This is a genomic window from Faecalibacterium sp. Marseille-P9590 (genome assembly GCF_017377665.1).
Lineage (GTDB): Bacteria > Bacillota > Clostridia > Oscillospirales > Ruminococcaceae > Faecalibacterium.
On the sequence record NZ_JAFREF010000014.1, the window covers coordinates 1 to 13796 of the forward strand.

The following is a 13796-nucleotide window of genomic DNA, read 5'->3' on the forward strand; positions in this document are numbered from 1 at the left end:
TCGGCAAGCGCACCTTCCTCGGCAACTACTCGCTGACCGAAGAAGAATTTTCCAAACTGAAAAAACAGGCTGACCACGGCTATATGATGGACGTAGAGAACCGCCGCCTGAAAGAAGAACTTTCCACCGCCAAGAAGGAAGCCATTCATTGGAGCAACAAGTACCACGACCTGTGGTACGATGTAAAGCCCTATCTGGATGCGCTCCACCGTGCTCCTGAACTGGTGCGCGGTTTTCTGGAAAAGATTCTTGCTCCCAAGCAGGAGCGCACCATGAATGTGCCACAGCGAAACCGCAAGCGTGGGCAGGATATAGAACTTTGATTTTCGGAGGATACCATTTGAACAAAAAGAAGAAGTCGAACAAATCCGGCTACCCGGATGAAGCAATCAAGACCCTTGCGCGTTGCTTTTATCCCTCCATGGTTGAGTTTTTCAACAGCGAGGAAGGCCAGCGTGAATATGAGGAATGGCTGAAAGAGCAGGAAGCTCTACAAGCCTTGCCTGTTGCAGCATAAAAACAGTAGGACGCTCCCAGTAAAGGGAACGCCCTGCCTTATATAGATGTATCTCACCGAGGTGTGTCCAGTTGGGCACACCTCTTATTTTTTTGTCCTTAATCTTCTAGCCCATGGCTCCCAGCCACATTCTTCAAATATTCCCTCGGATCGCCATTCAGAATCAAATCGGCATAGCCCAGTGGATCATTGTAGATAAGGTAGTCCAGTTCTGTCTGTTGCACCATGGTCACATTCAGCGCATCCTCGACCCCGGTGCAGTCGATGGAAATTTTTCTCCCATCCCGGAGCAGCAGTTCCACGCAGCCAGTGTCCATATTAAACTTGCAGGCTCTTTCATCGTACTTCATAATCATACCCTCCAAATCTTGTTATTGGCTTACGGTCTACGACAAGGCATCGGAGGTTTGCGCCGTCCACGGGAGCCTTCATTGTTGTACCCGAAGAAAACGAAAAATCCGAACCCTTCTCCAATCGGAAATAGGTTCGGATTTTTCTTGTTTGGTGGGCGCGGGTGGATTCGAACCACCGAAGCTGAAAAGCAGCAGATTTACAGTCTGTCCCCATTGGCCACTCGGGAACACGCCCATATTCTTTTCGTGTCCGTTGCCGGACGACTTGCTTAGTTTATCATAGGTTTCTGGATTTGTCAACCTCTTTTTTCATTTCTTTTTCTTTTATCGCAATTTTCAAAAATAGTTCCGGTCAAAACGGCATCTTTGCGATATGCAGTTTGCGGATGTTGCTTGTGCATTAAAAACGCAAACTGCTATAATGTATAAAAAGCCCGGGAGGCCGTGTCATCACAGCTTCCCGGGCTTTTCTTGTTTCAGATTCAGTTTTCCATGCAGGCACGGATGGCACTGAGCGTCACGTCATACTCCCGCTTTGCCTTGTCCATGTCGGCTGCGGCCGCAGCGATATTACCGCCCCGCAGCGCCTCGGTGATGGGATTCAGTGTGCCGCACAGCTGGGTAAACGACAGGCTCTGACAAACGCCCCGGAGGGTATGCGCCGCATTGAAGGCCGCCTGCATATTGCCCTCGGTCATCGCCTGTTCCAGCGCACGAAAGCTGGTGTCGTCGATAAACCTGCCCAGCAGGCGCTTTATCATTGCCTCATCGTAAAAACGGCTCAGGACATTGTTATAGTCTCCGCCCATCTGGCTGTAACATTCCTTAACTGTCATTATTTTCCTTTCCTTCAATCGCCCGAAAAAGCCATAGACACAAAAAAAGACTGCAACAGCCACCCCTTGCGGGGAAAACTATTGCAGCCGAACTACCTTCTGCTTGCAGGAAATAAAAGCAGAAAGCTCCTAGCTTTGCGTCCCTGACTCACATCAGGTTTGCCAACAACGATTCTGTTTTCAGAGTCCATTCCGGAAGCACTATGCTGTTCTCTTTCGCCACACCTCGAAAGTGCGTCGTCCGGCGCAATGCTCCATTAAACTGACCTCTGTTTTTATAGTATAGCACCGACATTTTTTAATGTCAACTCGTTTTGCGTTTTGTCAATACAATGATCGATATTTTCATGCACGCTTCACAAAAGCCCTATCCGAAAAGTCATACTCATTCGTCAAATTTTGCAGAATTATGAATTTTTTGTATTTTTCCGGTGGACAAGCATCCGGCGGGAGTGCTACAATAGTCTTTGTTCTTTCCCGGCCGCTTGCGGGCGGCGGGAGTTTCACACACAAACAGGAGGAACTTTCATGTTCGAAAAAATCTTTCACCTGAAAGAAAACCACACCGACGTAAAGACCGAGGTCATGGCAGGTATCACCACCTTCATGACGATGGCCTACATCCTTGCGGTCAACCCCAGCATCCTTTCCGCTTCCGGCATGGATGCAAATGCCGTCCTGATTGCCACCTCTCTGGCATCCTTCGTCGGCACTGCCCTGATGGCTCTGCTGGCCAACTACCCCTTCGCGCTGGCTCCCGGCATGGGCCTGAACGCCTACTTTGCCTATACTGTCGTCCTCACGATGGGCTACAGCTGGCAGCTGGCCCTGATGGCCGTCTTTGTCGAGGGCATCATCTTCATCGTGCTGAGCCTGACCAACGTCCGTGAGGGCATCTTCAACGCCATCCCCATGACCCTCAAGAGCGCAGTCAGCGTGGGCATCGGCCTGTTCGTTGCCTTTGTCGGCCTGCAGAACGCAAAGCTCATCGTCAACAGCGACTCCACTCTCGTCACCTACCAGCACTTCAAGGGCGAGACCTTCTCCTCTGTGGGCGTGGGCGCCATCCTCGCACTGCTGGGCGTGGCCATCACCGCCATCCTGCTGGTGAAGAAGGTCAAGGGCGGCATCCTCTACGGCATCCTCATCACCTGGGTGCTGGGCATCGTCTGCGAGCTGACCGGCATCTATGTGCCGAACCCCGACGCCGGTATGTACTCCGTCATCCCCACCAGCTTCGTCAGCTTCGACTTCTCCGCTCTGGGCAAGACCTTTGGTCAGGTGTTCAAGACCGATTTCTCCGGCGTGGGCATCCTGAACTTCTTCGCCGTCATGTTCTCCTTCCTCTTCGTTGACCTGTTCGACACCCTGGGTACCCTCATCGGTGTTGCTTCCAAGGCCGATATGCTGGACGAGGAAGGCAAGCTGCCCCGCATCAAGGGCGCTCTGATGGCCGACTCCATCGCCACCTGCGCCGGCGCTGTGCTGGGTACTTCCACCACCACCACCTTCGTCGAGAGCGCTTCCGGCGTCACCGAGGGCGGCCGCACCGGCCTGACTTCCATGACCACCGGTATCCTCTTCCTGCTGGCCGTGGTATTCAGCCCCCTGTTCCTGACCATTCCTTCCTTTGCAACGGCTCCGGCCCTCATCATCGTGGGCTTCTACATGATGGGTTCTGCTATCAAGATCGACTTCTCCGACCCCAGCGAGGGCATTCCCGCCTTCCTGACCATCCTGGCTATGCCCACTGCCTACAGCATCTCTGAGGGCATCGCCATCGGCGTCATCTCCTGGACCATCGTCAATGTGGTTACCGGCAAGGCCAAGGAGAAGAAGATCAGCCCCCTCATGTATGTGCTGACCGTTCTCTTCATCCTGAAGTACGTCCTGCTGTAAGCACCTGCTCTGAACCCGGGACCATCCCCAAAAACAAAACCAGAGCCTCCTGCCCTTGTGCGGAGGCTCTGGTTTTTTGTTGTCTGCTGCAGGGGGGCAGCTGCGGGGGCTTAGCCGCCGAACAGCCCGAAAAAGCTGGTATGGGTGAATCCAAGCACCAGAAACAGGACGATGAGGGCGAACAGCACCCCGATGATGATGTCCATCTGGTGGACCGTCAGCGGGAACTTATCGTAGAGCTTCTCTTTCGGGTTGACGAAATCAGGGTCATTGTTGTTGAGGAACTTTTTGCGGCCCTCCGGAGCCTCTGCACGGGCTGCTTCGAGCTTGGCCTGCTCCTGTTCCAGCTGAGCTTCACGAGCTGCCAGAGCGGCTTCCCGCCGGGCCAGCTCCGCCTCACGGGCGGTTTGTTCTTTTTCGGTCATAGTGTTTCTCCTGCCTTTAGATGAAGTTTTCCTTTTCGGAAAAGGCTCGTCTCCGTACAACCTCTCAGTCTGCTTCGCAGACAATGCCGGATTGCGGCTCCCAGCGTCTGCTGCGCTGTCGCTTGCATCCTGCTGGCCGCGGCCCCAACAGCGACTCCCTGTTTCCGCCGCTGGCGGCGGTCGTCGCCGTTGCCCCTAGTAGGGGAGGTGGCACGGCGTCAGCCGTGACGGAGAGGTTTAACCTATTATAACAAAGTGGGCCGCCCACTGCAACGAGTGGACGGCCCGATAGGCGCTCTCTTAGGGAAATTACTTCTTTGCGAGGTACTTGCGAATATCGATAGCAACAGCCACGATGATGACAAGGCCCTGCACGATGTAAGTGTAAGAAGAGTTGACGTTCATGAACTGCAGAGCGACCTTCATCAGCTCAAAGACCAGCACGCCGACGAGGATGCCGGGGACAGTGCCGACACCGCCGGTGGTGGAGACGCCGCCGATGGTAGAAGCTGCGATGGCATCCAGCTCATAGCCCTGAGCGGTGTTGACGGAGGCGCCGCCGGACTTGGCAGCCAGCAGGCAGCCGGCCAGACCGAACATGCAGGAGGCCAGGATGTAGATGCGGATCTTGGTGGCGTAAACATTGACACCGGCCACCTCGGCAGCAGCCTCGTTGCCGCCGATGGCGTACATGTACTTGCCGTGACGGGTCTTGTTGTACAGGAACCAGAAGCAGGCAGCCACGATGAGGGCGATGACGATCAGCACAGGGATACCGAGGATGGTATCAGAAGCCAGAGAGGTGAAGTTCTTGTTCAGGGAGCCGATGGGGGTACCGCCGGTGTAGACGAGGCAGATACCGTAGACCACCTGCTGCATACCCAGGGTAGCGATAAAGGGCTGGACCTTCAGGTAGCTGACCACGAGGCCGTTGCACAGACCCACGATGGCGCAGATGGCGATGACGAGGATGAAGACCACGGGGGTGGGCAGGGTGGGCATATTGGGGTAGAACTTGCCGGCAGCGCCCTCGGTCTGCGCAAAGATGCAGGCCAGGCAGGCAGCGAAACCAGCCAGACGGCCTGCGGACAGGTCGTTACCGGTGGTGATCAGACAGCCGGAAATGCCCAGAGCGATGATGTAGCGGATAGAGACGTTCTTGAACAGGTTGATGATATTGGCCAGTGCGAAGAAGTTGGGGTGGATGATGCCGACGATGAGGGACACGGCCAGCATCAGGACGATGATGGCGTTGTTGCCCAGCCACTTCTTTACAGACTTGCCCGTTACTTTCTTGGTAGCTTCCACGATAGACAGCCTCCTTGTTTACTGATTGGCCGCCGCCGCTTCGGGCGCGGTCTCGAACTGGGTCGCCAGAGCCATGATGTTCTCCTGCGTAGCATCCTTGCCGTCGATGAAGCCGGTGATGCGGCCATCGCACATGACCATGACGCGGTTGGACATACCGATGATCTCGCTCATTTCGGAGGAGATCATGATGATGCTCTTGCCCTGCTTGGCCAGGTCGGCGATGATGCAGTAGATCTCATATTTTGCGCCGACGTCGATGCCTCGGGTGGGCTCGTCCAGAATGAGGACATCGGGGTTGTTGGCCAGCCAGCGGGCAATCAGCACCTTCTGCTGGTTGCCGCCGGAAAGGCTCTTGATCGCCGTTTTGGGGCTGGGGACCTTGATGGCCATCTTCTCTTTGTTGGTAGCCACCAGCTCGAGGATCTTCTTGTCATCCAGCATGATGGGACCCTTGCGCAGGGCGTCCAGAGAGGCGATAGAGATGTTATCGGCCACGCTCAGCACGCCCATGATGCCGGTGGCGCGGCGGTCCTCGGTCAGCAGAGCCACGCTGTGCTGGATGGCGTCGCGGGGCTGCTTGATGGCGACTTCCTGACCCTTGATCCACACCTTACCGGAGGTGTGAGCGCGCAGGCCGAAAATGCCTTCCATCAGCTCAGTGCGCTGTGCGCCCACCAGGCCGGCCACACCCAGGATCTCGCCCTTCTTCAGTTCGAAGCTGCAGTGGCGGAAAGAGCGCGGATGGATGGAAGTGAAGTCTTCCACCTTCATCATGATCTCGTCGGAGGGATGGTTCTCCAGCGGGGGATACAGGTTGGACAGTTCGCGACCGACCATCTTGGCGATGATCTGCTCTTTGGTCATGTTGGCGACATCCCACTTACCGATATAATGACCATCACGCATGATGGTGACTTCGTCGGCAATGACCTTGATCTCGTCCATCTTATGGCTGATGTAGACCAGAGCGACGCCCTGCTCTTTCAGCTCGTTCATGATGCGGAACAGGGACTCGACTTCGTTCGCAGTCAGCGAGGAAGTCGGCTCGTCCAGGATCAGCACCTTGCAGTTTGCGGAAACAGCCTTTGCAATTTCCACCATCTGCATCTGTGCGATGCTCAGTGTACCCAGCTTTGCGTGGGAGTTGATGTCCAGCTTGAGCTTTTTCAGCAGGTCATCGGTATCTTTGTACATCTTGGCATGGTCCACGATGGTGATGGGACCAGCCTTCTTGGTGGGGTAGCGGCCCAGCCAGATGTTCTCGGCCACAGTACGGGCCGGGATAGGCTGCAGCTCCTGATGCACCATCGCGATGCCGCGGTTCAGTGCATCCAGCGGGGTGGGGATGTTGACCTTTTCGCCTTCGTACTCGATCTCGCCCTCGTCCATCTTGTAAATGCCGAACATACATTTCATCAGGGTGGACTTACCGGCACCGTTCTCGCCCATAAGGGCCATGACTTTGCCGGGGCGGAGCTCCAACTGCGCGTGGTCCAGCGCTTTCACGCCAGGGAAGGTCTTTACCACGCCTTTCATTACCAGACGGTATTCTGACATTCCTCAGAGCCTCCTTGTCTTTGGGTCTTGGAAAGTGCGTCTTTTGCCGACAGGTTCTTAAAATAAGGCGCGTGCGCGGAGATGTTTTCTCGCACGCACGCGCTTTTTAGCTTTTAATTAAGCCTTATTGGTTCACTGCGCACCTTGCAACGATAGGGTTTTGGCTGCTTACTTGATGTACTGTGCAGCGTTCTCCTTGGTGACCTTGACGTAGTCGACCCAGTAGTACTGCTCGACCTTGCTGCCCTCGACGTACAGCTTGGTAGCAGCTGCGGCGGCGGTAGCCTGGCCCACGTCATCGTTCAGAACGGTGCCGGTCATGTTGCCATCGACGACATTCTGGACAGCCTCGCTCAGTGCGTCAACACCGACCAGATAGACGTCCTTGCCGACGGTACGGCCAGCCTGCTGCAGGGACTGCAGAGCGCCCAGTGCCATTGCGTCGTTGTTGCAGAAGACGACTTCGATCTTCTCGCCGTACTGTGCCAGAGCGTTTGCGACGTCCTGCTGTGCGGTGGTCTGGTCCCAGTTGTCCAGGTACTCGTACAGGCACTCGACTTCCTTGCCGGCGTCGGTCAGAGCCTTGATGGAGTACTCGGTGCGGTACTGAGCATCAATGTTCTCGGGGTCGCCCTTGCACATGATGTAGGTGATCTTGCCGTCGCCGTTGATGTCGCCCTGAGTCTCGGTCTCGAGGATCAGCTCGCCCTGATAAGTACCGGACTGACGTGCGTCAGCGCCAACGTAGCAGCACTTGTCTGCGTAGGAGTCCAGAACGCTCTTGTCGGGCTCACGGTTGATGAAGACGATGGGAGTCTCAGAGGGCTTGATGGTATCAACGATGGTCTGAGCGGAAGTGGTCTGGACGGGGTTGATGATCAGGACGTCCACGCCCTGCTGCAGGAAGGTGTTGATCTGCTCGGTCTGGGTGTTCTGGTCGTTCTTGCCATCGACGATGGTGACGGCGTAGCCCATGTCCTTCAGGTACTCTTCCAGGTCGGTGCGGTACAGGGTCATGAAGTTATCAGCAAACTGATAGATGCAGACGCCGACGTTAGCAGAGCCGGAAGCAGCAGCTGCGGTAGAAGAAGCAGCGGTAGAAGCTGCAGTAGAGGAAGCAGCAGTAGAAGCGGAAGAACCGCCGCAGGCAGTCAGAACGCCGGTAGCACCCACAACAGCGGAAGCTTTCAGGAAGTCACGACGAGAAATCATTTTCATAATCTTGTTCTCCTTCATTAACGCTTATCACAGCATCTCGCAAAGCGCACTCGTTACACGTTTTGCGGTTTCTGTTTGTATTATAACCATCCGTCCGACCGTTCGCAATAGAACAAATAGACAAGATTATTTGCCATATTTTGTGAGTGTTCCACAATACATTCTGTTGTATCCAAAAATCTTTTTGTTAAGCAGCACAATTTTTCATATTTGTGCAACCAGCGTCCAAATTTATTGTGTCTGTGCGTATTTTTATCAAATCGGTTACAAACTTTTCGAGCCGTTTCGCGCCGGGATGCAACAATTTTATCGGTCTGCTCCAAATTTCTATTTTCCCGGGAATCCCGGTAGACTGTCATTCCATTTCGGAAATATTTCTTTATGCATTGACGGATTTCCCATGATTGTGGTAGTATATTACATGATTATAATTATCCGCTGCAGAAGGACTGCTGTTTCTCGCCCTCCTTCCACGCCATACCTCGTTACCTCGTTATAATAGGAGCGACATCATGTCCGAACTTACCGAGCAAAATTTGACACGCCAGCAGGCCGAACAGGAGATGGCCTGTCTGCGCAAGATATATGCTTCCGTCCGTCTTCTCGACCCGAAGATGCTGGCGGAAGAACCCTGCTACCCGCCCTGGAAGAATGTCCATCCCTGTACCAGCTGCGTGGGGCGCGAGGCGATGGCAGGCAAATGCCAGTGCTCCAAGCTGGAAACGCTTGGCAGCTCCCTCTATCAGGTCACGGCCCGCTATGTCGAGGTGGACGGCAAGCCCTATGTGATGGAGATGATCCTGCCGCTGGACGCCAGCGCCCGCAGCACCCTCAACTCCAACGAGCTCATCTACCGGGACGCCCTCACCGGTGCCTACAACCGCCGTTTCTATGAAGAGGAATTAAAGCACAAGTACCTTAACGCCGGCGTCGCCATGATAGACCTCGACGACTTCAAGCTCTGCAACGACACCTACGGTCACTCAGCCGGTGACGCAGCGCTCCGGCTCATCGTCTCCATCATCCACCGCCGCATCCGCTCCACCGATATGCTGGTGCGGTACGGCGGCGACGAGCTGCTGCTCATCCTGCCCGACATCTCGGCTGAGGCTTTCGTGCGCAAACTCAAGGACATCAATAAGCGCCTCTTCGCGGCCCATCTGCCCGAGTTCGAGAAGATGCACGTCTCGGCCAGCATCGGCGGCGTGATGGCCGCCGGCATCCCCATCAGCGATGCCCTGCCCATCGCCGACAAGCGGATGTACCTTGCAAAACACCGCAAGAACACTGTCGTCACCGAGGACATCGCCCCCGATGCCGTCCGCTCTGAAAATGACCACCGTCCGATGGTGCTCATCGTGGACGACTCCCCCATGAACCGTGACATCCTCTCGGAGATCCTCTGCGACGATTTCGAGATCCTAGAAGCCCCCAACGGCCCCAAGTGCCTCGAGCTTCTGAACGCATGGGGCTCGAATATTTCCATCGTGCTGCTGGACATCGTGATGCCCGACATGGACGGCTTCGATGTCCTCTCCCGGATGTCCGCCCAGGGCTGGCTCGAGGACATCCCCGTCGTGATGATCTCCAGCGAGGATTCCTCCCAGACCGTCCGCCGCGCCTACGAGCTGGGTGCTTCGGACTACATCAGCCGCCCCTTCGATGCCCGCATCGTCCACCGCCGCGTCTCCAATGTTGCCCGGCTCTACGCCCGTCAGCGCCGTCTCAGTGCGCTGGTGTCCCAGCAGTTCTATGACCGGGAGAAGAACGACCAGATGATGATCGGCATCCTCGGCCAGGTCACGGAGATCCACAACAGCGAGAGCATCCACCACATCTCCCGGGTGCAGCGCATCACCAGCATCCTGCTGGAGCGTCTGTGCCAGAAAACCGACATCTACGGCCTGAGCGGAATGGACCGCTACCTCATCACAACGGCCTCTTCCCTCCATGACATCGGCAAAGTTGCTATCGACGACCGCATCCTCAATGCCCACGACCTGACGCCAGAACAAACTGCCATCCTCCACACCCACCCCATTCTGGGTGCGCAGATGCTGGAAAATCTGTCCCAGTATCAGGACGAGCCGCTGGTGAAGTTTGCGATCCAAATCTGCCGCTGGCACCATGAGCGCTGGGACGGCAGCGGCTATCCCGATGGCCGGAAGGGCGATGACATCCCTATTGCAGCACAGGTGGTAGCGCTGGCGGATGCCTATGACGGTCTGGTCGGCAAGCGGGACAAGCACGAGGCCCTCTCGCAGGAAGAAGCGGTCGCTGAGCTGACCGCAGGAAAGCGCGGTGCTTTCAATCCGCTGCTGCTGGAATGCCTGCGCGACGTAGAAGACCGGCTCGCGGAGGAGACTGAGGGAGATACCCCCGCCCCCCCCCGAAAAAAGGGATTCTCTTTGACGAAACTGTTCTTGGATGAGGTATAAAAATGACGTTGGAACAAGTATATGCAGCCATTGGCGGCGATTACAAGGGCGTGATGGAGCGTCTGCCCAGTGCTGACTTTGTCCGCCGCTTCGCGCTGAAATTTCTACAGGACGACAGCTTCCCGAACCTGAAAAAGGCGCTGGAAGAGAAGGATGCCCCGACAGCATTCCGTGCCGCTCACACCCTGAAGGGCGTCTGCCAGAACCTCGGCTTCGATGCACTGTACGTCCCGTCCAGTGCTCTGACAGAAGCCCTCCGCGGCGGCAGCCTTGACGGTGCCGACGAGCTGTTTCCTCCGGTAGAGAAGGAATATCAGCGTGTGGTCGAGGCGCTGAAAGCATTAGAATAAACCTCTCAGTCTGCCTTCGCTCGACAAGGCCGGGTTGCGGCACCCAGCATCCGCAGCACTTCGTTTGCGTCTTGCTGGCCGCTGCCCCAACAGCGACTCCCTGTTTCCGCCACTGGCGGCGGTCGTCGTTGTTGCCCCTACCGAGGGGAGCCTCTGGCGAAGAGATTAGGCTTTACGAAATGCCAAGGCCTCTCCTCGATAGGAGAGGTGTCACGCCGCAGGCGTGACGAAGAGGTTGTTCCTTAATTATGCAAAAAACACCCGCAGTGCATCAGCATTGCGGGTGTTTTTCTATTGGATGAATATCAGGAAATATCTGTCATTATTTCCGGCTTGCCAGCAGAGCCTCGATCTTCTTGATGGGGTCGATGATGCTGGAAACGGACATGTCATGGTTCAGGGCCACGACGAAGTATGCGGCATACTTGGAGACGTCAACATCGACGTACCAGTCACGGGTCAGCAGCTCAGGCATACGGTAGGTCAAGTTGGTGCCGGTGACGTAGTCCAGAATGCCGTCGGCCACAGCCTTGTCGAACTTCTCGAGGCCGCTGGTGAAGAGCGGGAAGGTGGCGTTGGCGATGATGCGCTTTGCGCCGCGCTCTTTCAGGTTGGTGGCAACTTCCAGCATACTCTCGCCGGAAGCGATGATGTCGTCAGCGACGAAGACGGTCTTGCCCTCGACGGAATCGCCCAGATACTCGTGAGCGACGATGGGGTTGCGGCCATTGACCACGCGGGTGTAATCGCGGCGCTTGTAGAACATACCCAGGTTGCAGCCCAGCACGCTGGAGAAGTACATGTTGCGGCTCATAGCACCCTCGTCGGGGCTGACCACGATGAACTTGTCCTTGTCGAAGCTGATCTCGGGGTTCTTCTTGAGCAGGTTCTTCAGGACCTGATAGGTGGGCATCGCATTGTCGAAGCTCATCAGAGGCACAGCGTTCATCAGGCGGGGGTCGTGAGCATCAAAGGTGATGATGTTCTTGACGCCCATAGCCTGCAGCTCCTGCAGAGCCACAGCGCAGTCCAGACTCTCGCGGGACACGCGGCGGTGCTGACGGCCACCGTACAGGCTGGGCATGATGACAGACACGCGGTGTGCCTTACCGGCCACGGCCTGGATGAGGCGTTTCAGGTTGGCGAAGTGGTCATCCGGAGACAGGTGGTTCTCATAGTTGAACAGCTTGTAGGTCACGCTGTAGTTGCCGGGATCAACAACGATGAAAATATCGTCGCCGCGCACCGACTCCTTGACCAGACCCTTGGCGTCGCCGCTCTGGAAGCGGGGGCAGGCGCTCTCGATGATAAAGCTATCGGTCTGGTAGCCGGCCTCGCTGGCCCAGCGCACCAGATGCTTGTCGATGAGGTTGGTCAGCTCCTCGGCGCCCGGGCAGGCGATGAGGCGCAGGTCGGCGACCTGAGGCTGGTGGAAGCAATCCTTAGGGATAATGACAGACATAATTACAGCTCCTTAAAGTTTCTTTTATCAGTTGATAAAATCAGACGTTGAAGTGCATATCCGCTATTTATTCTATCACATTTTCGGCGTTTCGACACTAGAAACTTGCATCCAACCTGCATTTTCTGCGCCTTGCACATCTCTTTTTCGAAAAAGAGCCGGAGACTATGTGTTTTTTACAAAAACCATACATTCTCCGGCTCAAAAGTCATTCTTTTAAGTTTTTACTCTTACAGGGCAGCGACAGCAGCCTTCAGCTCTTCGACGCGGTCGGTGTTCTCCCACTTCACGCCCAGGTCCTCGCGGCCCATGTGGCCATAAGCAGCCAGCTTGCGGTAGATGGGCTTGCGCAGGTCGAGGTCGCGGATGATGGCGGCGGGGGTCAGGTCGAAGACCTTCTCCACAGCCTGCTCGATCTTCTCGTCAGCCACGACGCCGGTGCCGAAGGTGTCCACCATGATGGAGACGGGCTTTGCCACACCGATGGCGTAAGCCACCTGCACCTCGCACTGCTTGGCCAGACCAGCGGCCACGATGTTCTTGGCCACCCAGCGGGTCGCATAAGCGGCGCTGCGGTCTACCTTGCTGGGGTCCTTGCCGGAGAAAGCACCGCCGCCGTGGCGTGCGTAGCCGCCGTAGGTATCGACGATGATCTTACGGCCAGTCAGGCCGGTATCGCCCTGAGGGCCGCCCACGACGAAGCGACCGGTGGGGTTGATATAATACTTGGTGTTCTCGTCCAGCAGCTCGGCGGGGATGGTTGCCTTGATGACCTTCTCCATCACGTCGGCGCGCAGCTGCTCCATGCTGACGGCATCGCTGTGCTGGCTGGAAATGACCACAGCGTCCACGCGGACGGGCTTGCCGTCCACGTACTCGACAGTGACCTGGCTCTTGCCGTCCGGACGCAGATAGTCCAGCTCGCCGCTCTTGCGGACTTCGGTCAGCTTCTTGGCCAGCTTGTGGGCCAGGCTGATGGGCATGGGCATCAGCTCGGGGGTCTCGTCGCAGGCATAACCGAACATCATGCCCTGATCGCCGGCACCGCCGACCTCATCGTTGGTGCCGAGGGCAATGTCGGGGCTCTGGCCGTCGATGTTGGAGATGACGGCGCAGGTGTCGGCATCGAATCCGAACTTTGCGCGGGTGTAGCCGATGTCAGCCACGACCTCGCGGACGATCTTCTGGAAATCGACGTAGCAGTTGGTGGTGATCTCGCCCATGATGTGGACGAGGCCGGTGGATGCGCAGGTCTCGCAGGCCACGCGGGCATTGGGGTCGTGGGTCAAAATCTCGTCGAGGATGGCGTCGGAGATCTGGTCGCAGATCTTGTCGGGATGGCCCTCGGTGACGGACTCAGAAGTAAACAGACGGTGCTTTGCCATTTTTGTACCTCCTTGGCGTTGGGGTGTGTGTATCGATATTGACAG

The 13796-nt window shown here is 56.3% G+C and carries 12 protein-coding genes, 1 tRNA gene, 1 pseudogene and 1 riboswitch; of the genes and pseudogenes, 5 read left to right on the top strand and 9 right to left on the bottom strand.

Features of this window, described 5'->3' with window-relative positions; translation table 11 throughout:
• Nucleotides 1–323 (top strand): annotated as a pseudogene (locus J3349_RS12465) (recombinase); the annotation flags it as partial.
• 17 nt (nucleotides 324–340) lie between these two features.
• Entirely contained in the window at nucleotides 341–517 is a 177-nt protein-coding gene (locus J3349_RS12470; protein WP_223387700.1) for a hypothetical protein, read from the top strand.
• A 98-nt stretch (nucleotides 518–615) separates the two neighbouring features.
• On the opposite strand, the gene J3349_RS12475 is transcribed toward J3349_RS12470, so the two are convergent.
• The 3 genes from J3349_RS12475 to J3349_RS12485 all read right to left on the bottom strand — a co-directional run bounded on the left by J3349_RS12475 (nucleotide 616) and on the right by J3349_RS12485 (nucleotide 1706).
• On the bottom strand, nucleotides 616–867 hold the full coding sequence (locus J3349_RS12475; RefSeq protein WP_207677635.1) for a DUF6061 family protein: 252 nt from the start codon (nucleotides 865–867) through the stop codon (nucleotides 616–618).
• A 152-nt stretch (nucleotides 868–1019) separates the two neighbouring features.
• Nucleotides 1020–1105 (bottom strand) — tRNA-Tyr (locus J3349_RS12480).
• Between the two features lie 247 nt (nucleotides 1106–1352).
• Nucleotides 1353–1706, bottom strand: a complete 354-nt coding sequence (locus J3349_RS12485; RefSeq protein ID WP_158396437.1) for an Hpt domain-containing protein — start codon at nucleotides 1704–1706, stop codon at nucleotides 1353–1355.
• A gap of 79 nt (nucleotides 1707–1785) precedes the next feature.
• A riboswitch (cyclic di-GMP riboswitch) is annotated at nucleotides 1786–1880 on the bottom strand.
• Nucleotides 1881–2234: 354 nt separating this feature from the next.
• Here J3349_RS12485 and J3349_RS12490 point away from each other — a divergent pair.
• Complete coding sequence (locus tag J3349_RS12490; protein ID WP_149794774.1) at nucleotides 2235–3605, top strand: NCS2 family permease; 1371 nt, start codon at nucleotides 2235–2237, stop codon at nucleotides 3603–3605.
• A 110-nt stretch (nucleotides 3606–3715) separates the two neighbouring features.
• Here the strand turns inward: J3349_RS12490 and J3349_RS12495 are convergent, their stop codons facing one another.
• From J3349_RS12495 to J3349_RS12510, 4 genes are all read right to left on the bottom strand, one after another.
• The gene (locus tag J3349_RS12495) at nucleotides 3716–4030 is read right to left on the bottom strand and encodes a hypothetical protein (protein WP_207677636.1); all 315 of its coding nucleotides are present in this window, start codon (nucleotides 4028–4030) and stop codon (nucleotides 3716–3718) included.
• A 309-nt stretch (nucleotides 4031–4339) separates the two neighbouring features.
• Nucleotides 4340–5338 (bottom strand): beta-methylgalactoside transporter, encoded by a 999-nt coding sequence (locus J3349_RS12500; RefSeq protein ID WP_207677637.1) that lies wholly within the window; start codon nucleotides 5336–5338, stop codon nucleotides 4340–4342.
• A gap of 18 nt (nucleotides 5339–5356) precedes the next feature.
• Nucleotides 5357–6898 carry a sugar ABC transporter ATP-binding protein gene (locus J3349_RS12505; RefSeq protein WP_207677638.1) on the bottom strand — a complete coding sequence of 514 codons (1542 nt, stop codon included), beginning with the start codon at nucleotides 6896–6898 and terminating at the stop codon, nucleotides 5357–5359.
• A gap of 168 nt (nucleotides 6899–7066) precedes the next feature.
• Complete coding sequence (locus J3349_RS12510; protein WP_174235888.1) at nucleotides 7067–8116, bottom strand: substrate-binding domain-containing protein; 1050 nt, start codon at nucleotides 8114–8116, stop codon at nucleotides 7067–7069.
• Nucleotides 8117–8628: 512 nt separating this feature from the next.
• Between J3349_RS12510 and J3349_RS12515 the strand changes: the two genes are divergently transcribed.
• Together J3349_RS12515 and J3349_RS12520 are read left to right on the top strand one after the other, a co-directional pair.
• Nucleotides 8629–10554: a diguanylate cyclase gene (locus tag J3349_RS12515; protein ID WP_207677639.1), complete on the top strand. Its 1926-nt coding sequence runs from the start codon at nucleotides 8629–8631 to the stop codon at nucleotides 10552–10554.
• Between the two features lie 2 nt (nucleotides 10555–10556).
• Nucleotides 10557–10904 carry an Hpt domain-containing protein gene (locus J3349_RS12520; protein WP_015565918.1) on the top strand — a complete coding sequence of 116 codons (348 nt, stop codon included), beginning with the start codon at nucleotides 10557–10559 and terminating at the stop codon, nucleotides 10902–10904.
• A 322-nt stretch (nucleotides 10905–11226) separates the two neighbouring features.
• Here J3349_RS12520 and J3349_RS12525 read toward each other — a convergent pair whose 3' ends face one another.
• Nucleotides 11227–12366 carry a ribose-phosphate pyrophosphokinase gene (locus J3349_RS12525; RefSeq protein WP_207677640.1) on the bottom strand — a complete coding sequence of 380 codons (1140 nt, stop codon included), beginning with the start codon at nucleotides 12364–12366 and terminating at the stop codon, nucleotides 11227–11229.
• Between the two features lie 230 nt (nucleotides 12367–12596).
• Nucleotides 12597–13751, bottom strand: a complete 1155-nt coding sequence (metK, locus tag J3349_RS12530) for a methionine adenosyltransferase (protein ID WP_207677641.1) — start codon at nucleotides 13749–13751, stop codon at nucleotides 12597–12599.
• Between the last annotated feature and the right edge of the window lie 45 nt (nucleotides 13752–13796).

Excerpts from the sequence above, each read along its gene's own strand:
- J3349_RS12475 (WP_207677635.1), bottom strand. The coding sequence starts at position 867 with ATGAAGTACGATGAAAGAGCCTGCAAGTTTAATATGGACACTGGCTGC.
- J3349_RS12485 (WP_158396437.1), bottom strand. The coding sequence starts at position 1,706 with ATGACAGTTAAGGAATGTTACAGCCAGATGGGCGGAGACTATAACAAT.
- J3349_RS12490 (WP_149794774.1), top strand. The coding sequence starts at position 2,235 with ATGTTCGAAAAAATCTTTCACCTGAAAGAAAACCACACCGACGTAAAG.
- J3349_RS12495 (WP_207677636.1), bottom strand. The coding sequence starts at position 4,030 with ATGACCGAAAAAGAACAAACCGCCCGTGAGGCGGAGCTGGCCCGGCGG.
- J3349_RS12505 (WP_207677638.1), bottom strand. The coding sequence starts at position 6,898 with ATGTCAGAATACCGTCTGGTAATGAAAGGCGTGGTAAAGACCTTCCCT.
- J3349_RS12510 (WP_174235888.1), bottom strand. The coding sequence starts at position 8,116 with ATGAAAATGATTTCTCGTCGTGACTTCCTGAAAGCTTCCGCTGTTGTG.
- J3349_RS12515 (WP_207677639.1), top strand. The coding sequence starts at position 8,629 with ATGTCCGAACTTACCGAGCAAAATTTGACACGCCAGCAGGCCGAACAG.
- J3349_RS12520 (WP_015565918.1), top strand. The coding sequence starts at position 10,557 with ATGACGTTGGAACAAGTATATGCAGCCATTGGCGGCGATTACAAGGGC.
- J3349_RS12525 (WP_207677640.1), bottom strand. The coding sequence starts at position 12,366 with ATGTCTGTCATTATCCCTAAGGATTGCTTCCACCAGCCTCAGGTCGCC.
- metK (WP_207677641.1), bottom strand. The coding sequence starts at position 13,751 with ATGGCAAAGCACCGTCTGTTTACTTCTGAGTCCGTCACCGAGGGCCAT.